Origin of the sequence: Archangium violaceum, assembly GCF_016859125.1 — a bacterium.
Lineage (GTDB): Bacteria > Myxococcota > Myxococcia > Myxococcales > Myxococcaceae > Archangium > Archangium violaceum_A.
On sequence record NZ_CP069338.1, the window covers coordinates 9,217,622 to 9,240,851 of the forward strand.

At 70.2% G+C, this 23,230-nt stretch carries 15 protein-coding genes and 3 pseudogenes; 5 read left to right on the forward strand and 13 right to left on the reverse strand.

Annotated elements, in window-relative coordinates:
• From JQX13_RS39035 to JQX13_RS39065, 7 genes are read right to left on the reverse strand one after another with little or no spacing between them, the layout of a single operon-like run.
• Positions 1 to 2,661: a hypothetical protein gene (locus JQX13_RS39035; RefSeq protein WP_203404498.1), complete on the reverse strand. Its 2,661-nt coding sequence runs from the start codon at positions 2,659 to 2,661 to the stop codon at positions 1 to 3.
• Positions 2,658 to 6,497, reverse strand: a complete 3,840-nt coding sequence (locus JQX13_RS39040; RefSeq protein WP_203404499.1) for a putative baseplate assembly protein — start codon at positions 6,495 to 6,497, stop codon at positions 2,658 to 2,660. Before JQX13_RS39040 ends, JQX13_RS39035 begins: the two co-directional genes overlap by 4 nt.
• Positions 6,494 to 8,884, reverse strand: coding sequence for a baseplate J/gp47 family protein (locus JQX13_RS39045; RefSeq protein WP_203404500.1), 2,391 nt, complete (start codon positions 8,882 to 8,884; stop codon positions 6,494 to 6,496). The genes JQX13_RS39040 and JQX13_RS39045 overlap by 4 nt, the downstream gene beginning before the upstream one ends.
• The gene (locus JQX13_RS39050; protein ID WP_203404501.1) at positions 8,881 to 9,249 is read right to left on the reverse strand and encodes a GPW/gp25 family protein; all 369 of its coding nucleotides are present in this window, start codon (positions 9,247 to 9,249) and stop codon (positions 8,881 to 8,883) included. Before JQX13_RS39050 ends, JQX13_RS39045 begins: the two co-directional genes overlap by 4 nt.
• On the reverse strand, positions 9,246 to 10,130 hold the full coding sequence (locus JQX13_RS39055) for a phage baseplate assembly protein V (RefSeq protein ID WP_203404502.1): 885 nt from the start codon (positions 10,128 to 10,130) through the stop codon (positions 9,246 to 9,248). Before JQX13_RS39055 ends, JQX13_RS39050 begins: the two co-directional genes overlap by 4 nt.
• Complete coding sequence (locus JQX13_RS39060; RefSeq protein WP_203404503.1) at positions 10,127 to 11,314, reverse strand: hypothetical protein; 1,188 nt, start codon at positions 11,312 to 11,314, stop codon at positions 10,127 to 10,129. Before JQX13_RS39060 ends, JQX13_RS39055 begins: the two co-directional genes overlap by 4 nt.
• The gene (locus JQX13_RS39065) at positions 11,311 to 11,610 is read right to left on the reverse strand and encodes a LysM domain-containing protein (protein ID WP_203404504.1); all 300 of its coding nucleotides are present in this window, start codon (positions 11,608 to 11,610) and stop codon (positions 11,311 to 11,313) included. Before JQX13_RS39065 ends, JQX13_RS39060 begins: the two co-directional genes overlap by 4 nt.
• A gap of 143 nt (positions 11,611 to 11,753) precedes the next feature.
• On the opposite strand from JQX13_RS39065, the gene JQX13_RS39070 reads away from it, so the two are divergent.
• Both JQX13_RS39070 and JQX13_RS39075 read left to right on the forward strand, forming a co-directional pair.
• Positions 11,754 to 11,981, forward strand: coding sequence for a hypothetical protein (locus JQX13_RS39070; protein WP_203404505.1), 228 nt, complete (start codon positions 11,754 to 11,756; stop codon positions 11,979 to 11,981).
• 145 nt (positions 11,982 to 12,126) lie between these two features.
• Positions 12,127 to 13,014, forward strand: coding sequence for a DUF4157 domain-containing protein (locus tag JQX13_RS39075; protein WP_239014118.1), 888 nt, complete (start codon positions 12,127 to 12,129; stop codon positions 13,012 to 13,014).
• Between the two features lie 27 nt (positions 13,015 to 13,041).
• Here JQX13_RS39075 and JQX13_RS39080 read toward each other — a convergent pair whose 3' ends face one another.
• Together JQX13_RS39080 and JQX13_RS39085 are read right to left on the reverse strand one after the other, a co-directional pair.
• Positions 13,042 to 13,707 (reverse strand): hypothetical protein, encoded by a 666-nt coding sequence (locus tag JQX13_RS39080; RefSeq protein WP_203404506.1) that lies wholly within the window; start codon positions 13,705 to 13,707, stop codon positions 13,042 to 13,044.
• Positions 13,708 to 13,867: 160 nt separating this feature from the next.
• Positions 13,868 to 14,089, reverse strand: a pseudogene (locus JQX13_RS39085) (Mu transposase domain-containing protein); the annotation flags it as partial.
• A gap of 89 nt (positions 14,090 to 14,178) precedes the next feature.
• On the opposite strand from JQX13_RS39085, the pseudogene JQX13_RS39090 reads away from it, so the two are divergent.
• From JQX13_RS39090 to JQX13_RS39100, 3 genes and pseudogenes are all read left to right on the forward strand, one after another.
• Positions 14,179 to 14,424: pseudogene (locus JQX13_RS39090) on the forward strand (IS66 family transposase); the annotation flags it as partial.
• 446 nt (positions 14,425 to 14,870) lie between these two features.
• Positions 14,871 to 16,898, forward strand: a complete 2,028-nt coding sequence (locus JQX13_RS39095) for a DUF4157 domain-containing protein (protein ID WP_203404507.1) — start codon at positions 14,871 to 14,873, stop codon at positions 16,896 to 16,898.
• Between the two features lie 613 nt (positions 16,899 to 17,511).
• Positions 17,512 to 17,901, forward strand: a pseudogene (locus JQX13_RS39100) (transposase); the annotation flags it as partial.
• 230 nt (positions 17,902 to 18,131) lie between these two features.
• On the opposite strand, the gene JQX13_RS39105 reads toward JQX13_RS39100, so the two are convergent.
• The 4 genes from JQX13_RS39105 to JQX13_RS39120 all read right to left on the reverse strand — a co-directional run bounded on the left by JQX13_RS39105 (position 18,132) and on the right by JQX13_RS39120 (position 22,084).
• The gene (locus JQX13_RS39105; RefSeq protein ID WP_203404508.1) at positions 18,132 to 19,022 is read right to left on the reverse strand and encodes an ISL3 family transposase; all 891 of its coding nucleotides are present in this window, start codon (positions 19,020 to 19,022) and stop codon (positions 18,132 to 18,134) included.
• A 157-nt stretch (positions 19,023 to 19,179) separates the two neighbouring features.
• Positions 19,180 to 19,452, reverse strand: a complete 273-nt coding sequence (locus JQX13_RS39110) for a hypothetical protein (RefSeq protein WP_203404509.1) — start codon at positions 19,450 to 19,452, stop codon at positions 19,180 to 19,182.
• On the reverse strand, positions 19,449 to 21,467 hold the full coding sequence (locus JQX13_RS39115; protein ID WP_203404510.1) for an ATP-binding protein: 2,019 nt from the start codon (positions 21,465 to 21,467) through the stop codon (positions 19,449 to 19,451). Before JQX13_RS39115 ends, JQX13_RS39110 begins: the two co-directional genes overlap by 4 nt.
• Positions 21,464 to 22,084 carry a DUF4255 domain-containing protein gene (locus tag JQX13_RS39120; protein ID WP_203404511.1) on the reverse strand — a complete coding sequence of 207 codons (621 nt, stop codon included), beginning with the start codon at positions 22,082 to 22,084 and terminating at the stop codon, positions 21,464 to 21,466. The genes JQX13_RS39115 and JQX13_RS39120 overlap by 4 nt, the downstream gene beginning before the upstream one ends.
• Between the last annotated feature and the right edge of the window lie 1,146 nt (positions 22,085 to 23,230).

Here is a 23,230-nt window from a genome sequence, read left to right on the forward strand (position 1 = left end):
TCAGTCGATGAAGGAGACGCCGACGCTCAGGCTCGCCGGGAGGTACTCCTCGAGCACGTCCTGGAGCGTGGCGAGTCGGCGCTCCTCGTGCACGTCATGGAAGACACCCGGCTCGCCCCCGTCCGCCGCCGCCGTGCGCAGCTCCGCCGGCCCGCCCTCCGCGAGCCGACCGTAGCCGGGCTCGCCGAAAGAGAGTGACACGAACCCGGGCGCGGAAGCGATGACACCCGGGCCTGCCTCCTCTTTCGGCGCCGAGAAGAGCAGGCAGCGGTGGCGTGGCAGCTCGCGCGACGACCAGGGGAGCGCGCTCCAGTGCAGCTGGCTGTCCTGCCGCCGCACCACGCGCACCCTCCGGGTGAAGAGGCACTCGCGCGCCAGTTCCAGTGCTTCCACGTAGACCTTGCCCACCACCGTGCAGTGCTCCATCACCGTCAGCGGGCCCACCGAGCCGGCAGCCAAACCACTGAGGGCTTCCTCCTCCTGCGCGCGGACGAGGCTGTCCCTCAGCGTGAGGTGGGCTGCTCCCGCCTCCAGCCGCACGGGCCCCAGCAGGCTGCGCTTCACCTCCACCTCCTGCCAGGCGGTATTGGGCCCGGAGGTGAGCGGTCCCAGCAGGGTGCAGTGCGCCACCTTCACCTGCAGCCGGCCGTCCAGCGTCAGGCCTCGCGCCTGCAGCCCGTCCACGGAGAGCCGGTTCTCCTCGCCGAAGGCCTCCACCTGCAGCGTGCCGTCCAGCGTGGGCAGCTCCCCCTCGATGGCCTCGAGCCGCAGGGAGGCACTCCTCAGGAGGAGGTGGAAGGGCTGGCCCAGGGGCGGGACATAGGTGGCGCTGTCGACGATGCGGATGAGTCCCTTGCGGAACGTCTCCTGCGCCTGCGTCCAGGCGGCGAGCGCCTCGGACAGCGTGTTGAAGCGGTGTACCTGCGTGCTCGTGGTCACCAGGGCCTTGCCGACCTCGGCGTACCACGCGTCCTGCTCGGGGATGCGGAAGTCCTCCCCGCGCGGGTAGGGGCCCGCCCCCACGTCCGCGACGCGGCCGAAGGCCCAGGTCACCCGGGGAGCCTGGGCCGGCGTGCCCAGCGAGAGCGCGAACCTGCCCCGGCGCACGTCCACCGCCACCCGCGGGGCCAGTCCCAGCCGCCGCGCCGCGTCCCGCTGGGGTGCTTCCTCGGCCCGGAGGTAGTGCGCCGGGTCCGGGTCCTCCGCCATGACGAAGAGCAGGTCACCCTGGGCATGGGCATGCCAGCCGTCATGTCCCGCGAGCTGCTCCTGGAGCGCGTGTGCCATGTCCTCGGGCGACTCCCACAGGGGCACCTGCAGCTCCAAGGGCGCAGCCTCGCCCAGCCGCAGGCGCAGCGTGCCCTGGGCCTGCGTGTCCATGGCGTCCGTCAGCTCGTGAGAGACGAGTACCGCGGCGCGGCGGGCCTGCCCGCGGGACAGCCCCAGCGCGTGGAGGCTGTGCGCATCATCGTCCGCGGGCTCGAAGTGCACCGGGTCTCCCTCCAGCGGCAGGCCCGGCAGCACCAGCAGGTGGTCGCCCAGCGGGAGGACGCGGGCGCGGGTGAAGGCGGGCCGGGAGCTGGCGGCGCGCAAGGCCTTCTCCAGCGCCTGGGCGATCGTGGACAGCGACGCGTGGGCGGTGTGCGGCAGCCGGAGGAGGTGGGGCCCATCCTCGCCCAGCCGCACTTGGAGCTCCGCGGAGGGGTAGGTCAGCTGCTCCAGGTGCACCTGTCCGGAGCGCAGGCCCACGTGGCTGGGGCCGGGCAGGTGCCAGTGCTCCAGGTCGCGGACATACATGTCCGCCGCGGGCACGGCCTTCCCCCCGAGGAGCACCTCCAGGCTGCCCTGGGCGCCCACGTGGCGAGCGCCGGGCTGCCGCTCCTCGCGCAGCCACGCCCGGGCTTGCGACACTTCCGTCGCCAGGGCCTCGGGCGCGAAGGGCAGTGACAGCTCCAGCGTGGCCGGTATCTCCCGCCGCGGCGCCTCCCACCGCCGCCGCATATAAAGGTGGGTGTCCAGGCCGAGCGGGTGGAAGGTGTAGCGGCCGTCCGCCACCCGCCAGGGCTCGGTGCGCTCCACCGGGTACACCTGCATGCGGCTGAGGAGGATGCGGACGTGGTCCAGGTTGAGCTGGCCTCGGGGGCCCACCGAGTCGTCCGCGCCGCGCACGCTCGCCCCATGGGCCACGAAGGGCACGGGCGGCTCCGGGGCCTCTCCCAGCTGGCGCACGTCCACCGAGCCTCCCTGCTCCGGCTTTACATGCTGCACGCTCTGCGTGGTGGACAGCCGCCGGAAGTCCTCCAGCACCACGGCGCTCCAGCCGCACGCCTCATGAATGACTTGCGCCAGCGTGTCCCCCCGGCCCTTGCGCCGGCGGTGGTGCAGGGCGTTGGCCACACGCAGCCGCTGCAGGTGCGGCAGCATCCCTCCGGTGTCCTCCACCGGCTGCCCCACCAGGTCGCCCAGGTAGGGCACCAGCTCCTCCCGGCACGTCTCGATGAAGGCGTCGTCGTAGAGCTGGTCGATGCCCTGGTGCACCCGGTCCAGCTCCTCGCCGATGATGCCGAGCAGCTCGCGCAGCGGCTGGCCCTGCTCCGCATCCAGGATGCGGTAGACGAGCGGCAGCGCGTCGTAGAGGCGCTTCGCACCGGAGTGTCTCATGAGGTGGCCTTCTCCACGGTGAGGGTGGGGCCCGCCTCATCCAGCAGCAGCAGCTCCGCGGGCAGGACCTTTTGGGCGCGCACGCCCCAGACGCTGTCGGCGGCGGGGAGCACGGTGGGGACGGAGCCCGGGGTGGCGGTGGTGCCACTCAGCCGCAGCGAGGTGACGCGGGCGTTGAGCACCCCGCGCACGCCGCTGAGCAGGCGGAGGATGTCCGAGGTGGCCACCGGCTGCGCCAGCTCGCGCTGCTCGAAGGCGAAGGCGTCCACGAGGGCCTGCGCGGCGCTCTTCTTCACCGCGTCGGCGTCGAAGTCCGGGTCCACCGTGAGCGTCGCCTCCACGAGGAAGGGGCGTGGCACGAAGGAGTCCACCTGCAGGGTGTAGTGCTTCGGGCGGAAGCGCTCCAGCTCCTGGCGCAGGGCCTGTTGCAGCGACGCGCCCATGCGGTGCCCGGTGTCCTCCTCGGTGGTGGCCACGGTGAAGCTGAGCAGGTGCTGGTGGCCGTTCCACAGCTTGCGCACGCGGACGCGGGCCACGCCCGGATACGTGCGCACGTAGTCCGCGAAGTCGCCCAGGGAGACGATGCGCCCGAGCGTCCGCAGCTGGAGCGGCGCCTGGGTGCGCAGCTCGGAGGGGGCCTGGGCGGCGGTGCCTCCCGTGGCGGGCAGGGGGTTGTCCACGGTGCGCAGCCCCAGCAGGCGGTGGCGCAGCAGGGTGATGCGGCCCGCCCCCACGTTGCCCGCCGGCCCTCCGCCCGTGCGGTACACTGCCACCACATTCTCCGCCCCCGTGGGCAGGCGGGCCCCGTGCACGCCGTCTCCGAAGCACACCCACACATTGCCGTCCGCGTCCGTGCGCAGCACGTACACGCGGCTGTGCTGCTTCTGCCCGCTCCAGTCCTCCACCCGCTGCCAGCGCTGCCCCTCCACCCACACGTCCACCGCGGGCACGGGCCCGTCCGCCGTGGCCCGCCACACCAGCGGCGAGCGCTTGAGGCGGAACTGTTGGTGGGGGCGCCGGGCGTCCCCGCTGCCCAGCACCTCCTTCACCGTGGTGCCATGGGTGGCCTCCACCACGTTGCCGCGCACGGCCACGGTGTCCGGGTCCAGCATCTCCTCCAGCGCCTTGTCCAGCACCAGCCGCGTGGCGCCCCGCTCCGGAGCCGTGGCCACCACCTGCCGCCGCAGCGCCACCTGCTCGCCGTCCTTCGCCGCGGGCAGCAGCAGCAGCTTGCCCTCCGCGGCCTTCACCGTCCCGGTGGCGCCATGCTCGTCGCGCAGCCGCCACACCGGGGGCGCGCCTTCCGTTCCGGCCGGCCACGCCATCACCTCCAGCACCTGCCCGGCCTCCAGCTTCAGCGGCAGGTCGTGCCTCTCCTCCGGAACGAGCTCCAGTGCGGTCCCCAGCCCCACCAGGACGCGCAGGCGCCGCCCCACCACCATCACCGTCCGGCCGGGAGGAAGCTCCACCGCGCCCGCCACCACCACGTCCTCGCGCGGCGGGGCCCTGGAGGCCTGGGGCGCGTCCACCAGCGCGGCGAAGAGGTCGTCGTTGCCCAGCAGCGTCTCCAGGTCCACCTCGGGCCCGAGGAGGGTGGGCTCGCGCACCTGTTGCTCCCGCAGGGGCAGCGCGGTGGGGCAGGCTCGCACGCGGACGAGGGCCCGGTCGAAGCCTGTCACCACCTCTTCAGGCTCCACCTGGAGGCGGGTGACGAGGTGGCGCTGCCCGAAGGCCTTCACCTGCTCCGTGAGCACTTGCTTCGCGGTGACGAGGGCGCGGCGCGGAGGGCCCTTGGGCGCGGGCTGCTCCAGCACCAGCGTCTGGCCCGTGAGGAGCCGGGGGAGTGCCCGCGCCAGTACCAGCTCACCCGATGTCAGCGCCCAGCCCGGCCACTCCTTCTCCTTCACGCCCTCCACCGGCGTGGCGGCCAGCAGCACGTTCGGCGACGCCTCCGCGACGGCCCATACCGTGGAGGTGCCCGTCGTGGGCAGTTGCGCCCACGTGGTGCCGCTGTCGCGGGAGACGAAGAGGCCCTCGGAGAGGACGGCGAGCAGGCCCGGGGGGCCCTTGGCGCTCGACTCCAGCGGGAGCAGGGCGCTGGCCTCCGCCACCCCCGAGGCCGTCTTCGGCGCCACCGGCACCCAGGCGAGCTTCTTTGTGTCCGCGGCGCTGTACAGCCCGCCGCCCTCCAGCGCGGCGAAGAGGGTGCCCCGCGCGTCCTTCACCAGCGCTGCCACAGGCTGTCCGGGCAGGCCCGGGTCATTCGCCGTCCACTCCGTGCCGATGCTCGTGGTGGTGAAGAGGCCCTGGCTGGTGCCGATGAGGAAGCGCTGGTTGGCCTCGTCCGTGACGATGGCGCGGATGGTGATGGGGGTGCGCCCGCCCTTCTTGGCCAGGGGGAGGCCGTCGTTGATGGGGCTCCAGACGCCAGCGCTCTCATCCCAGGAGAAGAGGCCCTCGTCGGTGCCGGCCAGCAGGAACGCGGCGGTGTCCGCGCCGTTGCCGAAGAGGAAGCCCGCCACGCAGCGCACGGGCGTGGGCGGCAGCCGCAAGTCCTTCAGGGACGACTTCGCCAGGGGCAGCTGCGAGGGCTCGACGACGGTCCTGCCGGCGAGCGACTCCCAGGACTCGCCGCCGTCCGCGCTGCGCTGCACGCCGTGCTTCTGGGTGCCCGCCACGAGTCGGCCCTGCGCGTCATACCCCAGGCACAGCACCTCCATGCGTGCCAGCGCCTTCACCGGCGTCCAGGTGGCCCCGTCATCCTGGGAGCACTGGAGGCCCTTGCCCTCCATGCCGGCGAAGATGCCGTCATCAGGATCGGCTAGCAGGCAGTGCACCTTGCCCGGCGCTGCCCCCAGTCCCTTCCAGGGGGAATCCGGGGCGCTCAGGCGCTGCAGGCCTCCCACCGGGGTGCCACCGGCCGCGAGGCGCTCCTCCAGCGAGAGCTTCTCCCAGGGCGTGGCGTCGTGGCCGAGCAGGGGCTCGGGCGGACGGCATCCCCAGACCTGGGGGCTGGTGAGGAGCTCGCTGCCCAGGGTCTTGTCCAGCGGCAGGTCCCAGGCGAGGAGCCCCCGCTGCCGGGTGCTGGCCACGCGCGTGACGGTGGGCAGCCCCAGCCACTCCGAGCCATCCGCCCGCTTCGCGCGCACCAGCAGCGTGTCCCCGGCGCGCACGCCGTGTCTCCCATCCTGCAGCAGCAGCGCGGGCGCATCCGCCCTCAGCGCCGTGGCGGGTGCGGTGAGGAGCGAGTCTCCGGGTTGCCCCAGCGCCATGCTGCTCCACTCGGCGCGCGTGAGGAGCTCGGCCGAAGTCTCGTACGTCTGGGGCAGGCCTCCGGGGGCGGGGAGGCTCTGCACCGCCAGCCCCTGGGGCAGCACCAGCTCCTCGGGCGCACCGCGCTTGTCGGACACGGTGAAGCACAGGTCCACCCGCGCGGTCACCGCGGGCAGTGGCGTCACCCCCACGGTGCGCACCAGCTCCTGCACCGAGAAGTCCTCGGTGGCCGTGAGCAGGTAGCTCTCCGGGGCGATGCGCTCCTGGTAGAAGGTGAGCACGTCCGCCAGGGCGGCCCACGCGTCGAGCAGCCCCTGGGAGAAGTCATTCTCCGCGAGCGGGCCCTGGGAGATGGACAGGGGCACCAGCCGGCTCAGCGGGGACGACGGGGCCTTGGGCGGGGGAGGGCCCGGCAGCCCACGCAGCGAGGTGTCCTGGCTGGACGCGGCGCCGGGCCTCCAGGAGGCGAGCCGCCGCTGAATGCGGGCGAGCACCTCGGGCTGGGTGGTGTCCTGCCGTGGCAGCGGGGGGCGGCGTCGGTTGCCTGGCCAGTGGTCCGTCACGTCCTACCTCCCTCGAGCTGGATGCGCACGAGCCCCAGATCCGGCCGCGTGGGCTGGCCCTCCACGAGCACCAGCTCGAAGGGCTCCAGGCGGATGTGGCCCGTCTCCAGCGCACTGCTCGCATCCTGTCCCCAGCGCTGGAAGCGCAGGGGCTCCACCCAGGCCACGCCGGGCACCGAGGCGGCCCGGGCCACCACGGGCGCCAGGTACGCGGGCTGGCCGAGCCCGAAGGCGCTGGGGTGGAAGAAGGCCACGCGCCCCCCGGGCAGCTCGCCGCTGCCAAGCTCCTGCTCGAGCGCGAGGCGCACGGTGGCGGGCGCATGGCCGGGCCGCACGCCCACGCGCAGGGTGATGGCGAGCGGGACGAGCTCCGGAGGTCGCACCTCCACCTCGGTGCCCAGCAGGCGGAGGCGGTGGAGGTAGCGCTGGAGCCGCTGGAGCAGGTGGGGTGCCGGCCTACGTCCCTCCTGCGCGAGCACATGGACGCGGGCGATGTTCCAGCTGCCCGTCCACGTCAGGTGGGTGACGGCCTGTCTCACGCCGGGCAGCCGCTGCGCCAGCAGGGAGAAGTCCTCCTCGGTGACGGCCCGCTCCTGGGTGCGGAAGGCCGTGGGCGCATCGCGGCGGATGCGCTCGGTGTCCTCGGGCCGCTGGCCTCCGCGGGCCGGCAGCGGGTTGCGCACCCCGGTCACGCCCTGGGGCGGCGCGTCCATCGTCAGCGGCGTCTCCGCGGCCATGTTGCCCGAGGAAGGAATGCCGGTGCGCCAGGACACCTGGAGCCGCGCCCCGGGCCGCGGGCGCCGGCCGAGCTGCCCGTCGCCAAAGCGCAACACCAGCGCGTCCCCATCCCCGAGCCCGGCGACGAAGTGGCGGTCGAAGCGGTCGCTGGAGAGCAAGTCCCTGCGCACCGTCCAGGGCAGCACGCGCGTGGCCAGCACGTCCTCGCGCAGCTCCTCCACGCGGACACAGGGCAGGGCCTGCCGGGGGGCCTGGGTGAGGGTCTCCGAGGCGGGCAGGAGGCTTGCGTGCTCCTGCTCCCAGGGCTCGGCGCTCATCACCTGCAGGCCCCGCAGCGGCAGCGGCGCCACGCCCCCGTCCGCATCCACCTCCACCTCCTGGGTGTGTGTCTCCCCGTGGTCGGCGAGTACCAGGTTGCCCACCACCCGCGCCCCTGACTGCTCTGGCGTCTGGCTGAAGGTGAGGGGGAAGGGCAGCGCATCCTCGGGAAACCACGTCACGCGGGTGAGGGGCTGGGCCGGCTCGGGGAGGTCATCCTCGTACAGCTCGGGCGCCTGGCTGAGCCGCACGGCGTGCCGGTGCTGGAGCCAGCCGCTGCCGGGCAGCGCCGTGCCCGGGGCGTACAGCTCCTCGAAGACGAGCACGTCCCCGGCGCGCAGCCGGGGGAAGTGGCCGGCCAGGGTGGCGGAGGTGGCGCCGCGCGGCAGCACCTCGTGCCGGGCGCCCCACGTGTAAAGGAAGAGGGTGTCGTGCTCCACGTACAGCCGCGTGGGGGCCAGGCTCTCCAAGACGAGTTGCTGCGCCAGCGGGTGGGCGTCCCAGGCGTGCGTGTCCGGAGGGACGGGGGTGGAGCGGAAGCGCGTGCCCGCGGGCAGCTCCAGCATGTCCACCGCGGGGTCGAGCCTCACGTGCACCCAGGTGCGGGCGTTGCAGCCGTCGTGGACGGTGTAGTCGAGCAGCCGGGCGTGGCGGCGCAGCGAGGTGCGGCGCCGGGCCGTGCCCAGGTAGGCCTCGGCGGCCACGGCGTCCTGGTAGTAGGCGAGCAGGTCCCCCTGGTGGGCCAGCAGCTCCACCAGCAGCACCCCGAGGTCGGCCGCGTGGCGCTCCGTCCACGCGGGCACGGTGAGGCGCATCCGGTCCAGCAGCAGCCGGCTGAAGCTCTCGTAGTCGCGGGCCAGGTAGCTGCTGGGGGGAAGCACGTGGGCCGTGGACGGGGGCTCCGAGGGCGCTGGGGGCCCGGCGTCGGCGGGCTCGTGGGCCAGGGAGAAGCTGGCGCGGGAGAAGGGCCCGTCCACCTCGGGCAGGCCGGTGAGCACCAGGGTGAGCGGGCGGTAGCGCGCCTGGGCCAGCGTCTCCTTCGACAGGCGGAAGGTGGCGTCCACGCAGGAGGCCTCCTCGCCGGGCTGCTCCAGCGGCGAGTGCACCTCCACGGGCACCGGGTGGCCCTCGTCGTCCACCACCGTCAGGTTCCGCGGGCCCAGCCGCGGAGGCACGTCGCCCACCTCCTCGGAGAGGTGGGGGATGAAGTGGAGGCGCAGCCGGAAGCGGAGCCCCTCCAGCGCCAGCACCTCCACCGAGTCCAGCCCGTAGCGGCCGGGCCGGGCCGCCAGCGCCTGCCGCCGCTCCTGCAGGTGACGCGCCTGGCTCATCGGGTGAACCGGTCCTGCCGGCGCTGCCCGGTGGCCAGCACGACGTAGCGCAGGGTGATGTTCAGCCGGGACTCCTCGGACTCCACCTCCAGGGCCTCCACGGTGATGAGGTCGCCCAGGAAGCGCTGCAGGTTGCCCTGCAGCAGCAGGCGGGTGCTGGCCAGCAGCTCCTCGCCCAGCGGGGCGAAGACGAGCTGCATCACCCCGCTGCCGAAGTCCGGGCGGTTGATGCGCTCGCCGGGACTGGTGAAGAGCACCTGCTCGATGAGGTCGCGCACGTGCGCGTCGTACGAGGGGCTGGTGGCGGTGTAGCCCCGCGGGTCCAGCGCGTAGGGGAAGGCGAGGTCGGCGCGCGAGGTGCTCATGGCAGCGGGGCTCCCGTCAGCGTGGCGGCGACCACCGCTCCGGCCACCTCGACGGCGCCCTCCACGGACAGGTTCCCCGCCAGATTGACGACACCCTCCACGCCCACCGCCCCGGCCAGGTCAACGGCGCCGTCCACGCTCAGGGCTCCGCCAATCTCCACCGCGGCCCCCGCCGTCAGGTCTCCCGTGAGCTCCACGGCGCCGGTAATCGCCACGTCGCCTGTCACCTCCACCGCGCCGGTGGCGGTGATGTTGGCGGTGACGGTGACCTCCTCGGCGGTGACGGTGACGTCGCTGGCGGTGACGGTGACGGAGCCCTCCGTCTCCACGGCCACGCCCCCCTCGGTGAGGGTGGCGGTGGTGGGGGGGATGGTGGCCGTTATCTCCTCCGGGCTCATGGAGATGACGGCCTCGGCCGTCTCGATTTGCAGCCCCGCCGCGTCGATGGTGATGGTGACGGGCACCTCCACCGCGGGCGGGCCCACCTCGAGCAGCAGCCCGCCCGTGCCGTCCGTGTCATTGATGACGAGCGTGAAGGAGTCCGTCTTGATGACCTTCTGGAAGGGGGTGGCGGCGAGCACGGGCTTCTCCATCTCCCCCCAGAAGCAGCCGGCCCAGATGGGGTGGGTGGGGTCTCCGCCTTCGAACTCGACCCAGACGTTGGCGCCGATGGGCGGCAGCATGAGGAAGCCCACCTGGGGGCCCGCGTAGGGCACGCACGGCAGGGCCCAGCTGCCCTCCACACCCTTCAGGGCGGGCACCTCCACGAGGATGCGGCCCAGCTCCATCAAGTCGATGTTGTCCACGACCTTGCCGCGGTACTTGCCGTAGTAGCGCCGGCCCAGGTCCGGCGGGTTCCCGTGTGGGGAGGGGGAGCTCATGGCGACACCGTGGAGACCGTGGTCCCCCAGCCCTCGCGGGTGAGGGTGAAGCTCTGGGTGTAGGAGTCGGGGGTAATCTGGTGGGTGACCTGCTTGACGTAGTACAGGCCGTCATGCTGCTGGCCGGCGCCGCGCACGCCCACCATGCCCGCCACGGAGAGGATGGAGCCGTAGCGCAGCACGTCCAGCTCGCCCGTGGCGGTGAGCACCTGGTCGGTGGACTGGTCCACCATGCCCTGGGCCACCATCAGCGCGGTGATGGGGTCCATGCCCTGCGGGTCCAAGAGGGACAGGCGGATGTTGGACTGGCTGAGCAGGGCGGGTGTGCTGGCCAGGGCCGGGGAGCGCAGCGAGGTGAGGGCCAGGACGGGGATGTCCGCGTCGGTGACGAGCGTGTCCTGGACGAGCCCGGCCACGGTGGTGGGGGCGAGCGCGTCATAGGAGAAGCTGAGCGAGCGCACGTTGCTGGCGGGCAGCTCGTTGAGGGTGAGCGCGCGCTGGGCCGAGCCCATGCCGCCGCCGAAGCCAAAGGAAGTCAATTGCGTGGCGAGCCCCGCGTTGCGCGGCGGGCCGAAGTAAGCGGTGTTGCTCAGCGGCACGGGGCCGGGCAGCACCTGGAAGACATAGCCGTTGCGGCTGGCCAGCGCGTTGAGGAAGGCCCGGTCCGTCATTCCCGGCTGCTGCGTGCTCCACTCCAGCGGCACCACCACGGGGCTCTCCAGATTGAAGGAGATGTTGGGGATGAGGCCGTACTGCAGGTACTGGGCGATGATGGCCGCGGCGATGAGCGAGTCATTCATGCCCGGGTAGGGCAGCGACTTCTCCTGCAGGTCCATGGCGACGCTGACGTCCTCCCCGATGACGGTGAGCATGTCTGGCTGGGGCGGCTGGCCGGGCTGCAAGTCAATGCGGGTGATGAGCCCATCCATGATGGGATGCTGGGCGGAGTTGAGCGTGGCGACGAGGACGATGCGGTGGAAGGGGACGAAGGTGGACCGCAGCAGCGCGTCGACCTGGAGGGGGCCGGGGTCGCGCGTCACCTGGAACTGGAGCAGGAAGCCGGAGGGTCTGTCGTCGTAGAGTTCCACTTCCGCGCGGCGCAGGGCCTGGGTGAGCGCGGCGGAGGCGGGCGAGGGCACGATGCGGCCCACCAGCAGCTGGAGCTGGAGTCCGGGCGGGCTCATTTCTGCTCGGGCACGAGGGAGAGCGGCACGCGCACGCGGCGGCCCGGCGTGGCCACCAGCTCCAGCGGGTCCATCACCCCATTGGAGTCACACAGGCGCCAGTACTGGAGCGGGTCCCTCAGGGTGCGCGCGGCGAGCTGGTCCACGCGCTCCTCGGGCAGCACGGGGGTCTGCCCGAAGACACCCTGCTGCTGCAGCGGAGGAAAGCGCCGGCGCTTGTAGGTGATTTGGGTGCCGTCGGGCGCCTCGTAGGTGGCCTCGGGGACCTGGCTGTAGCGGCTGCTCGGGCTGAACATGGGGGCGCCTCCGGGTGTAGGGTATAGAACAATTGGAGCCCGGACAGGAGAGGGCAGAGGAGATAGACTCAGGGCCATGCTCCGCTCCCCTTTCTTTCGTGTCGGTACGAGCGGACCATGAGATTGCCCACGCGATGCTGGGCATGGTGCACGACCTTGGAGATCCGCTGAAGGCCTCCTCGGTGGTCCGGAGGGTGGTCCTGAGGCAGGTCCAGCAACTCGAGGCGCACAGTCCGAAGGAGGATCTCTCGAAGCCCCTGAGTGACGTCATGCGGAGCTTCGGGAAGAAGAACGTCAAGCTCCCAGAGATTCCCAGCCTGGCGAAGGCCGTGGGGCCCCAGGAGGCGCCGGACACGAAGGAGGATACCTGAGCCGTTCGGGTACCGGACTGTCGCGGAGGATGGGGCTGCACGGGAGGGGCCTTGGGGGGATAGAGTCAGGGCCATGTACAGCAAGGCCTCGCGTCCGCCGGTCCGCAGTCCTCAGCCGACTCCTGCCCGTGCCCCCGAGACCGAGGTGCCTCAGGCCACTCTGGCGCCCATGCCCGTGCAGGCTCGATTTGAAGCAGGCGAGCCGCGTGGCCACCGTCTCGAGTCCGCCGCCACGTTCGGGGCCCGCTCCGGGGGCAGCCCGCTGCCGGATCCGGTGCAGCGCAAGATGTCAGCGGCGTTCGGGCAGAGCTTCGCCGACGTGCGGGTCCATCACGGCCCGGAGGCGGCCTCGATTGGGGCCCGGGCCTTCACCCGGGGCTCTCACCTGCACTTCGCGCCGGGGAAGTACGCTCCCGGCACGCCCGAGGGGCAGCGGCTCATCGGCCATGAGCTCACCCACGTGGTGCAGCAGCGGGCCGGGCGCGTGCGGGTTCCCCAGGAGGCGGGGCTGCCCGTCAACTCCCACCCGGCGCTCGAGTCCGAGGCGGACCGCTCGGGAGCGCTCGCCGCCCAGGGCCAGCCGGTGGCCGTCTCCGGCGTGGGTTCAGGCATCCAGCCCTCGGCGTCTCCGGCGGCGGGCGCCATCCAGTGCAACGGGGACAAGGACAAGCAGCCGGCCCTGACAGGCATGACGCGCGAGGACATGGCCAAGCAGACCCTGGCCATGGACCGGCCCTTCAACTCTCCAGCCAAGGCGCTCCACAACATCAACCGGTTCGCTTCCTTTCTGGGCATCCACCATGCCCCGGCCGGCCCGGCCTTCCAGGTGGCCAAGGACAACTCCCAGCTGGCCCAGCAGACCGGTTTCCAGGCGCATCACGAGTTCCAGAAGAAGGAATACGCGATGCACCAGCAGAACAGGGCCAGCTACAACCCGTTCGGCCAGTGGATGGCGGACATCCCCCCCCTCCCACGCGCGGCGATGTCCTACGGTTTCTCGCTCTTCCCCTCGAAGAAGAAGTCCGAGGAGTGACGGGGCAGGTGGCTCGGCGCGGGAGGCTCACCCCAGTGCGCTGGGGTCCACGCCAATGACTGGCTGACTGGCGGAGGAGAAGCCGCCGGAAGCCGCCTGCTGCTGTTTGGTGTTCTGGTAGGCGAGGAAGAGGGAGTAGGCGGGGTCCTGGGGGCTGACGTCGGAGTAGCTGAGGACCTGCATGCTGAGGGAGACGCGGGCGCGCACGGGCGCGAGCGAGGCGAGGAAGGCCTCCTCGGTGACACTGTAGCTGGTGACCTTGACGGGCACGGCACGCGCGGTGCCCCAGGTGAAGACGACGGTGGGGGCCAGGTAGGGGCCAATCTCCAGGGTGCCCGCATTCAGCATCGCCTGCTGCGTCTGCACCTGGGTGGTGGTGGGGTAGAGGAGCGTCTCCAGCGCGGCGAGCTGCGGGCGGATGTCGGGCGAAGGGGGCTGGCCTGGCAGTGGGGAGAGCTGCAGGGTGGCGTCGAGCTCCAGCTCCACGTCAATGGACTCGGTGGGGGCGGCGGCGTACATGAGGCGCGCGCTCTGGGCCTGCCTGTCTCCGCCGACGAGCTGGGGCTCCAGGCGCCGGCGCAGGGAGGCGGGGTTGAGCTGGAAGACGATGACCTGCCGGCTGCCTCCGCTGGCGGGGAGGATGACCAGCGAGCCCATGAGGGTCTTCGAGGCGGGGTCATAGAGGGTGGTCATGGCCTGTGTCCGGTGAGGTGCGCGAGGAGCTGGGCGGCAGCGTGCGCCGTGGCCCCCTCCGTGTCCAGCCCGAATCTCAATAATACCCTTTCCTTTCCCATTCTTCAAAAGGCAGGTCTTTCATCGTCATCAGGTCTTTCATCGTCATATTGTTGTCTTAAGCGTGTTGCCGGTGCGAGGCTGGCATGTGCTCGGCCTGCGTGGTGAAACGCCCTCGCTGCTCGCTACGCATGTGGCTGGCGACGCGCCGGCCCGCGAGGAAGGCTTCGGCGCACGCTTCCGTGTGGCGCAGCTCCACCGCCTTGCCCACCAGTTGGTAGGGCACGCTGTACCAGTGGCCCTCCAGCTCCACGTGGTAGTCGATGTTGACGCGCGCCTTCCTTGCTCCGGAACGGGTGCTCACCTTGGCCCGGAATCGGTGCTCGAGATCGCCCGGTGCACGCAGCGGGACGGGACCATGACTCATACGCGGAGCAACTCCTGCGGCATGCGGTGCTGTATAGGAAGACGAGCTTCGGGACGCAGTCACCGGAGGGGAGCCGTTTCGTGGAGCGGATACTGACGGCGGTGACGACGCTCGACCTATAGGGGCGCAACATCCTGGAGTTCCTCACCCAATGTATCCAAGCGCATCGCCGCGGGCTTCCTGCCCCTTCTCTTCTCCCCACTATGAGCCTGACCCCGGCGCGAGCGCCACCCCAGGGCGCTTGGTGTTGAGGCTTACGCCGCCACAGCCAAGAGACTTGGTGCCCCTGCCGCGCCCCTCATGGGAGGGAGGCCTGGACAGGCATGCCCAAGGAGGCTGCCTGGCCTCTCCATCGGCCCGGCGCACAGCTCGGTCGGCACCCGTCAGCGGCCCTCCTCGGCCCCTCTGCACCAGCCCTCCCCCTCAACTGGCTGTCCCGCTCGTGTACGTCGATGCCGATGCACTCCATTTCCCACTCCCCCACTTCGGCGGTCACATCCGCGCCGCCGCAATGTAGGGCTCGGTGGGCCTCCACGCCCGTGGCTGCCTGGCCGCTTCATCTCCTCTATGCGAGGAGGATGGCGTATCCTCTGGCCATTGGACGTACCGCCCGGGGTGCCGCATGAGCAAGCACGTAGCGCCTCAGCAGAAGGTCGTCGCCACCGCCGCTCGGACGGGGAGGGTGGATGTCGCCCGGATGCAAGAGCCGGCGCCCACGCCGGGCGACTTCGCCCACCTGGACCGGTCGGCCGAACTCGGCCACCGCTTCGCGGACATCCCGGTGTCCCGGCCGCGCGGTCAGGCCTCGCAGGGAGGAGCCGAGCCAGATGGCGCCTCCGTCCACGAGGCCGCGAAGCGCGGCACCCGCGGGCCGGGCGGGCCGCTGCCCGACCTCGAGCGCAGCCAAAGAGCATTCGGGCGGCACGACGTGTCGGGAATCGCGGCGCACACCGACCGCTCCGCGGTGGCCGGGGTGCAGGCGATGGGCGCGGCGGCGTTCACCCAGGGCGAGCACATCGCGTTCGCCGGGACGCCGGACCTGCCCACTGCCGCGCATGAGGCGGCGCACGTGGTGCAGCAGCGGGCCGGGGTGCAGCCTGCGGGAGCCATGGGGCAGGTGGGGGACCAGTACGAGCCGCGTGCCGACGCGGTAGCCGACAAAGTGGCTTCGGGACAGTCGGCAGAAGGAGGGCTCCAGCGGTCTGCGGGTGGGCAGGGGGAGGGGCCGACCGTGGGGAGCGCAGGCCACGTCGTGCAGCTCAAGCGCGAAACCCAAGAGTCCACAGAAGGCTTCCGCAATGTAAAGGTACCGGTTGAGTTGCTCGCTTTCGATTTGGGTGAAGCAAGAGAATGGCCAAACCGTGCCAAAAAGATCTACGATTATATTGAAGACGCCCGCAGCAGACTGGATGACGATGGTGTGTCATTGCTGGAGGAATTCGAGAGAGAGGTTGACGAGGTAGTAGATAACCTTGTGAATCTCTCAGGACAGTTTGCCGCGAAGTGCAAGGCGCTGGCAGCTAATGCGCTGGCACCTGGCAATAAGCCGGCATCTGGAGCGGCAGATTCAAATGCTGACACGAACGAGAGTCCCCTCAAGAGCTTAAGGGCTGAGGGGAACAATTCTGCGGCTGAGGGGAACAATTCTGCATCGCGACGGCCTAGTCCCCGCATTGCGGCACAAGACTCGCGTACCCCCGAGGGTGAGTTGAAGCAGATTAGCAAAGAGATCATTGAACGCTGGAAAAACCTCCTCAGAAAAGACAGTCAGGCGAGAGAAGTATTCCCTATCAACGAGGGGAGCTTCAGCGCCAAGGGTCGGGCGCACGATGTGTTTGGGGTCAGCCCGAAAGAGGGGTCAAACCTTGTTCAGGTGGACACCTGGTTCAATGGCATTGCGCTCAATGGCGAGAACTTGTCGCCTGTCTATAAACCCAAGGACCATGTGAGTTTGAGTGAGAAGGCCTCCGGTACGGTGCTGATGGGAAAGAAACCAGCGGAGAACATCTCCGCCCCAGAGGACCCAAAGGACCCAAAGGTAGAGCTTGAAAGGCTTGAAAAGCTTAAACAGGTTGAGGAATCCATTAAAATAAACCTGAATCTACCTCAAGAGGTGCGCTTCCAAGCGGCGCCTGTATACAAAGAAAGAGGTTCCGGGCAGGTTGCTGCCATGGGGGGGACGAATGCTTCCGGGTACGCCATGTTGGCGGGTGTTCCCGATTGGACAACGCAGAGGTGGGAATGGCTCCATGTCCGTGCGGCTTCCCTAGGGGGGATAACGGATGGCAGCAACCTTGTGGTCGGCACCCGGGATGTCAATACCCAGATGATGCCAGTCGAGGCCAACATCCGGTTGCTTTCGAACATCGTAAAAGAAAATAGAAATCTGTACAGCAGCCTGACGGTGAATTTTTCGGTCGATGGGCAGGATGCCAATGCCAAACATAAAGTGAACGAGATAAAAATCGAGTGGTGTTTGAATCCGGTGCAGGGCGATCCCACACCGGTGCAGGGCGATCCCACAAAAGAGTGCAAAGGGGAGGCACGGTTCGCTCCTCTAACGACCAATGCCAATATCTCCAAGATGGAGATCGGGATCCTCGAGGAGAAGTTGAAGGAGCATCGTGAACAGGTTAAGCAGGTTGAGCAGGTGCAAAAAAATGCAGGATCGCAAGGGGACGGGGCTCCAACAATTCGCACGCAGACCAAGAAACGATCGCGGTAGGGACGGCCCTTCGTCTCAAGACTCGGGCCGCCCCCCGCACGGATCCCAGCGGGCGCAGCTAGCGCACTGGGCTCTTGCCGCAGATGCTGACGCCACGGCGTACTGCTCCTTGGCGTAGGAGGAAGATCGCACTGGGCACGCTTTGTCCGGCTCTGTGTCCGGGACGTGTTTTGCTCTCCCTCCTTCTCCTTGGCCAGGCTCCTTCCCTCCACCACCTCCGCAGCCATGCCACTGGCTTTGTTCGGCGGCTTCGTCGGTACTACGAGCCTGTCTGACTTCCTCTGCCCGTTCATCATCGGCGTACGGCCACTGGCCTTCCCGATACGTCCCGCCCTGCCTTCCGGCGGGCGGACAGAGGATCTCCCGGTTCTCGCGCATGGAGTGTCCGTGCATGCGAGGGGTCTGCGACCGCGCAGGACTGCCCACGGGCTCGCCTTGTCGCCCAAGAGCATGTGGCCTTCCGCTTCGGTTAACACTACTGAGTTAGTGGTGTGAGGAACCCTACCGGAGCAGCCAGGAAGCGGCTGGCCGGCTGCTTGGTGTCAAAGGTCGACTCGTGCGTACTACTTGGGAGGTGGATAACGATTGAGCGAGTCCGACGATGGGCACCTTCATGGACGCGGGTGGGGTTCAACGGCTCGAGGCGTATTTCCGAAGGATTGGCGACATCCTGGAAGAGGAGAGCCGCCGGGCTTCCTTCGCTATTTACGCCATGGGGCTGCTCGGAGACGGGGAGCGCAAGAGCATCGAGCCCATCGCGGCCCGTGCCTGCCCTGACCCCACGCAGGTGGATGCGATGCACCAGCGCCTGTTGCACTTCGCCGTCGACTCTCGCTGGAGCGACCGGGAGGTACGTCAGGAGGCCGCCCGGTACGCCCTTGGCGCCATGACGCAACGCGAGCCCGTGGAAGTCTGGATTGTCGACGACACGGGCTTGCTCAAGCAGGGCAAGCATTCGGTGGGCGTGCAGCGGCAATACACCGGCTCGGCGGGAAAAATGGCTCCTCTGCACAATGAGTGGGTTGAAGGACAGTCCGACCGGGCAGCGGAGCGTCAAACGCTCACGGAGAGAAGTCGGACGTGAAGGGTTCCGAGACCGTAGCGGCCGTCGGTGGCGTGAGGTTCAAGACATGGGCAGCGGCGGTCCCCGGCCTGGAGGTTCGGCCATGGACCGCATCAGCGGCTCGCCGTCCGGCAGCGGCTCGTCGGCGAGCGGGTGTCCCGTGCAGCCAGCTACGCGATGCCCGGCAGCGGCGGGTGGAGCACCAGCCCCCCGCAGCACAGGAACACCATCGCATTGAGGGCCGCGGTGTTGCGGAAGCCATAGGCCCGACGCATGACGAGACGAATCTTGTTGTTGAGCCCTTCCACCACGCCGTTGCTCAGCCCCGTCTGGGTGTAGGCCACAATGCCTTGCTTGTGCTTGCGCACTGTCTTGGCCAGCCGGACGAAGGGCTTGAGCTTGGAGCGGCTGGCCCACCGGCTCCAACCGTCCAGGTGCTCCGAGGCACGTACTGGCTGGCGGTAATCCATGCCCTTGGCCAGGCTCTCCTTGCGCAGGTACGCGCGGTAGAGCCGCCGGTTGAGTCGTTGCGCCTCGCGCAGCTTCTCCCCCTGGCGCAGCGAGAGGTTCCACGGATTCTTGAGCAGCGCCCAGCGGCTCTCCTTCACGGCCGCGGCGCTCTGGGTGCCGGACACGTCCCGCACCTCCTGGCGGCGCACTTCGTCCAGGGCCTCGTTGGCGAGCTTCTGCACGTGGAAGCGGTCGAATACCTGGACAGCCTTTGGCGCGCGCTGCTTCACCACCTTGGTGACGGCCGCGCTCAGGTCCTGCGTCACGTGCGTGAGCTCCCCCGTCCTCTGGGGCCCCAGCTCGTCGAAGAAGTCGTGCAGCGTCTGTTCGCCCTTGCCCTCTCCCATCCACACCACGCGCGACTTGAGGTGGTCCACCACCACGGACAGGTACTGGTGGTGGCGGCGGTGGCTCAGCTCGTCCACGCCGATGATGTACAACTCCTCCAGCCGCTGCGCGTTCAGACGCTCGGCACCACACGCTCGACAATGGTGCCCACGGTGCGCCAGTTGATTGTTGATGGTCACCAGGAAGCGCGGATTCCTGGTCATGGGTCGCCGGGAGTTGCCTGACTTCAAGACCACTCCCTGCGATGGGTTCGGCCGAGAAGTGGAGAGGCGGGGATGGCCTCTCCCGGGAGAGCTGTGCCTCAGAGGGGGAAGGCGCGTCGGGAAGGCGCGGGGCGTTTGGGCTGTGCGCTGTCGTAGCTCATGGGCTCTCTCCGGTGAGGTGCGCGAGGAACTGGGCGGCAGCGTGCGCCGCGGCCCTCTCCGTGTCCAGTCCGGGAGGCACGGACAGGGTGAGCGACTCCAGGCGCAAGGGGTTGCCAGGGCTCAGCAGCTTCAGGGCCGCCGGGCCGCGCTCCGCGAGCAGCCGGGTGAGGTGGGCGGTGAGAGCCTCGCGAAAGCCCTCCGGGTGGAGCACGAGCCCCTCGGGCAGCACGAGCGACTCGATGTCCAGGTGGAGCTGGGGCGTGCTCATTCCCACCCCTCGAACTCCTTCGGGGGGGGGAAGGGCTGCTGGAGCTTCTCGAACTCCCGGCGCGCGGCGGCAATCACATGGCGCGGGCGCACGGCGGCGGGGCTCGCGGAGCGCGCGGCCTCGTCGGCGGCGAGCACGGCGGCATGCAGGGCGATGTTGCGAATGGCCGCTCCCGAGACATTGAGCACGGCGAGCCGCGCCGGCTCCAGGTTCGCGGTGGGCAGGCTGGCGGGAAACGCACGGCGCCACAGCACCTCGCGCTGCTTCCTGTCAGGGAAGGCGAAGTCAATGATGAAGCGCAGCCGGCGGGTGAAGGCCGGGTCCAGCCCGGACTTGAGGTTGGTGGTGAGCAGCGCGAGCCCCCGGAAGGACTCCATGCGCTGGAGCAGGTAGCTGACCTCGATGTTGGCGTGGCGGTCGTGGCTGTCCTTCACCTCGCTGCGCTTGCCGAAGAGGGCATCCGCCTCGTCGAAGAGGAGGGCGGCGCCCCCGGACTCGGCGGCATCGAAGACGCGGCGCAGGTTCTTCTCCGTCTCTCCAATGTACTTGCTCACCACGCCGCTCAGGTCGATGCGGTACAGGTCCAGCTCCAGGCTCCGGGCGAGCACCTCGGCGGCGAGCGTCTTGCCGGTGCCGGGAGGGCCGGAGAAGAGGACGGCGGTGCCGGTGCCGCGCCAGCCACCCGCGCTCAGGCCCCACGTCTCATGAACGAGCAGGCGGTGGCGCACGTGCATCTCCACCTCGGAGAGCTGCTGGAGGAGGTGCTCGGGCAGGAGCAAATCTTCCCAGCCGGCGCGCACCTCCAGGCGCTGGGCGAGCGACTCCAGGTGGCGCCGGGACTGGGCACGGGCGCCCTGCCAGAGGGCGGTGCGCACGCGCTCGGGGCCGGGCGCCTCCTCGAGCTGCAGCTGGCCGAGTGCCTGGAGGACGGCGGAGTCGATGGCGGGGCGATCCAGCTCGAACTGGTTGACGAGCGTCTCGGCGGCCTGGGGGAGGCGCCAGGGCGCGAAGGCCTCGGGACGAAGCTGACGTCCGAGCGCCTCCAGCCACAGGGCCCGCTGCTCGGAGGCGCGAGGCAGGGGCACCTCGAGCAGCACGGTGCTGCGTGCGCCCGTGGGGCGGCGCTCGGGGGTGGCGAGCAGCAGCACGCCGCGCACAGCGGACACCAGCCGCCCCAGGGCCGCGGTGCGCTCGGGCGCGTGGGTGTCCAGGTCATGGCAGTCCACCAGGAGGGCCAGGGGGCCGAGCAGCAGCTCGCGGTTCCACAGCCGGGCCAGCCGCTCCCCCTCCTCGCGCGAGGAGGGCAGGGCCTCGGCGGGCAGACACCGCGGCTCCAGGCCGAGCAGTCCGGTGGCGTGCGCGGCCAGGGCGAGCTGGTCTCCGCGGCCGCGGCCACACAGTTGGATGATGGGAAACTCGGGCTCGCGGGCGGCGCTGGCGAGGGTGGCGGCTACCTGGCGGGCGAGCGCCTCGTGCGAGGGCACGAGCGGGCCGGACTCGGGCAGCGGCTGGAGGTGCTGCGCGAGGCGCTCATCGAGCGAGTCAATGCCAAGCAGGTACTGCCAGATGCGCTCCTCGACGCGCAGGGGCGCGAGGGTGAGCGAGGCGCCGGAGCCCAGGGTGACGAGGTTCCAGTGGCGCAGGGCCCTCTGGGGCGAGAGGGCATCCCAGTGCGAGCCGGGGAGCGCCGCGAGCGCGAGCGAGAAGGTGGGGTAGGAGCGGTGGGCATCCCCCTGGGCGCGGGCACAGAGGGCGGGGACGCGTGCATCCAGCTCCATGCCCGTGCACAGCAGGAGGACGTCGCGCTCGAAGGGGGTGAGCTCGAGCTGGTTGCACAGGGTGCGCAGAGCGGGGGGCCGCGGCTCGGACTCAGGCCAGTGCGGCCAGCCGTCGGCATCGAAGGGCGGCAGGTCCGTGGGGGACGTGAGCGAGGCATCCGCATGCCGCTCAAGGAGGAACTGCACGCGCCTCAGGGCCGCGGAGAGGAAGGCGCGGTTGAGCGCATCCCAGCTCATGACCGCGTCGTCCCCGTGGAAGGCACCACCTGCGTGACGGGGGGGTTGGGCCGGGCGACGACGTCACTGTCGATGAGCACGGGGCCGCACTCGTAGGCGACCGAGAGGTTGTAGGGGACCTGATAGAGGACGGACCACATCTTGGAGAGCGTCTCGGCGTCGAGCCGGGTGGGGACGACGGTGATGTGGGGCTCCTGCTTGTCCAGGTTGGAGCCGCCCAGGAGGGTGGGGTGGCTGTTGATGGTTTCGCGGATGAAGGAGGGCGTCAGGATGGGCACGCGGTTGAGGGTGGCGGCCACGCTGCCGAGCAGGAGCTGGGGCTCGAACTGCTCCTCATCCCCATAGAAGGTGAAGAGGTAGTGCAGGTCCACCGCGACGCGGGGCACGGAGAGCAGGGTGCCATCGGGCCTGCGCGTGGGGACGTGCTGGTTGCGCAGGGTGGCGTTGGGCGTGGCCATGTAGAGGTAGATGTTGACGCCCCGGATGAGGGTGCTGGTGCCGAGCGTGCGCGGGTTGGCGGTGGAGACATGGGCGCTGGGGACGGCCTCGATGGCGTACCGGCTCACCAGTGTCTTGAGGGTGGCGGTGACAGTGGCGATGGCGAGGTGGTTGCTCATCTGGGTTTCCGGGAGGCCAGGTAGTCGCTGAGGCTGAGGCTGGGCTTGGGCAGAGCGCGAGCGGAGGCGGTGGGGCGGGCCGGCGCGGAGGGGGAGCGGCCGGAAGGCGTGGGGGCGGACTGAATCTCCAGCCGGCCGATGGTGACGCGGAGGGTGGGGGCCGGAGGGGATGGGGGCTCCTGGCGCTGGGGCCATTCTGGCTCGCGCGCCAGAGGCGAAGGAAGGAGGGGGGACAAGAGGGAAGGCACGTCGCGCGTGGGGCGGGAGGCCGGAGAGGCCGAGGCAGCCCGTGGCTTCATTGAGGGAAGTGAGGTGTCGGGTGAAGCCGTCACGGAGACGGAAGGGGTGTCCGGTGCTGTGGGCACTTCGCGCCTGGCGGAGACAGTGAGGCTGGAAGCGGGTGCGGATTCGCCCTGAGGCTCCAGGCGCGTGTTGACCTGGGAGGGCAGGGGGGACGTGGAGGGCAGCGCGGCGGTGAGGAGGGGCAGGGGCCCGGCGTGCTCAGGAGCAAGCGCCTCGGATGGGGAAGGGGGTGTGGAGGACTCGGGCCGGACGCGCGGAGGTGCGAGGGGAAGGCGCTCTGCGGAGCCCGTCAGGACATGCGGCACGGCGGCGGCTGTCGAGGGAGAGAGGCGCGGCAGAGGCAAGGGACTGCGCTCGACCTCGGGCACCGCGGGAGGGGATGCGTGAGGAGGTGGCGGCTGGGCAAGAGGCTCCGGGGAAGCGGGCACGCGAGTGCCCGGGAGCGGCTCTGCGCGAGTGATGGCAGGAGTGGAAGCGGAGCGGGTGGGGGCTGCCCTCTCCACGGAAGGTGCCAGGCTTTGCGGTGTGGTTGCGCTGGGCGAGGGAGTGAGGAGGGGCAGGGGAGTGGAGTCCGCCGCGGGGAATGGCTCCTGGGCGGCGCTGCGCTCGGAAGGCACGGCGGGAGCGCGCTGTACGGGCGTGATGCTGGGCTTGACTGAGGGCATCACAGGCCCGGGTGGCACCGGTGCCGGAGGTGACACTGGGCGAGGTGGCGTGGCGGAGTTCAACGCCGGACCGAGGAGAGGAAGGGGCGCGGTGCTGCTCTCGATGGCGGACACGGCAGGTTTGAGCTGAGTCGGGGCCGTGCTGGGCTCGAGTGCGGGTGCGACGGGCACGTGTGGC

What these genes read in the sequence shown, in the direction of transcription:
- JQX13_RS39120 (WP_203404511.1), bottom strand. Translation starts at nt 22,084, where the DNA reads ATGAGCAACCACCTCGCCATCGCCACTGTCACCGCCACCCTCAAGACA.
- JQX13_RS39105 (WP_203404508.1), bottom strand. Translation starts at nt 19,022, where the DNA reads ATGACCAGGAATCCGCGCTTCCTGGTGACCATCAACAATCAACTGGCG.
- JQX13_RS39095 (WP_203404507.1), top strand. Translation starts at nt 14,871, where the DNA reads ATGCAAGAGCCGGCGCCCACGCCGGGCGACTTCGCCCACCTGGACCGG.
- JQX13_RS39045 (WP_203404500.1), bottom strand. Translation starts at nt 8,884, where the DNA reads ATGAGCCAGGCGCGTCACCTGCAGGAGCGGCGGCAGGCGCTGGCGGCC.
- JQX13_RS39115 (WP_203404510.1), bottom strand. Translation starts at nt 21,467, where the DNA reads ATGAGCTGGGATGCGCTCAACCGCGCCTTCCTCTCCGCGGCCCTGAGG.
- JQX13_RS39050 (WP_203404501.1), bottom strand. Translation starts at nt 9,249, where the DNA reads ATGAGCACCTCGCGCGCCGACCTCGCCTTCCCCTACGCGCTGGACCCG.
- JQX13_RS39060 (WP_203404503.1), bottom strand. Translation starts at nt 11,314, where the DNA reads ATGAGCCCGCCCGGACTCCAGCTCCAGCTGCTGGTGGGCCGCATCGTG.
- JQX13_RS39080 (WP_203404506.1), bottom strand. Translation starts at nt 13,707, where the DNA reads ATGACCACCCTCTATGACCCCGCCTCGAAGACCCTCATGGGCTCGCTG.
- JQX13_RS39070 (WP_203404505.1), top strand. Translation starts at nt 11,754, where the DNA reads ATGGTGCACGACCTTGGAGATCCGCTGAAGGCCTCCTCGGTGGTCCGG.
- JQX13_RS39055 (WP_203404502.1), bottom strand. Translation starts at nt 10,130, where the DNA reads ATGAGCTCCCCCTCCCCACACGGGAACCCGCCGGACCTGGGCCGGCGC.
- JQX13_RS39110 (WP_203404509.1), bottom strand. Translation starts at nt 19,452, where the DNA reads ATGAGCACGCCCCAGCTCCACCTGGACATCGAGTCGCTCGTGCTGCCC.
- JQX13_RS39065 (WP_203404504.1), bottom strand. Translation starts at nt 11,610, where the DNA reads ATGTTCAGCCCGAGCAGCCGCTACAGCCAGGTCCCCGAGGCCACCTAC.
- JQX13_RS39035 (WP_203404498.1), bottom strand. Translation starts at nt 2,661, where the DNA reads ATGAGACACTCCGGTGCGAAGCGCCTCTACGACGCGCTGCCGCTCGTC.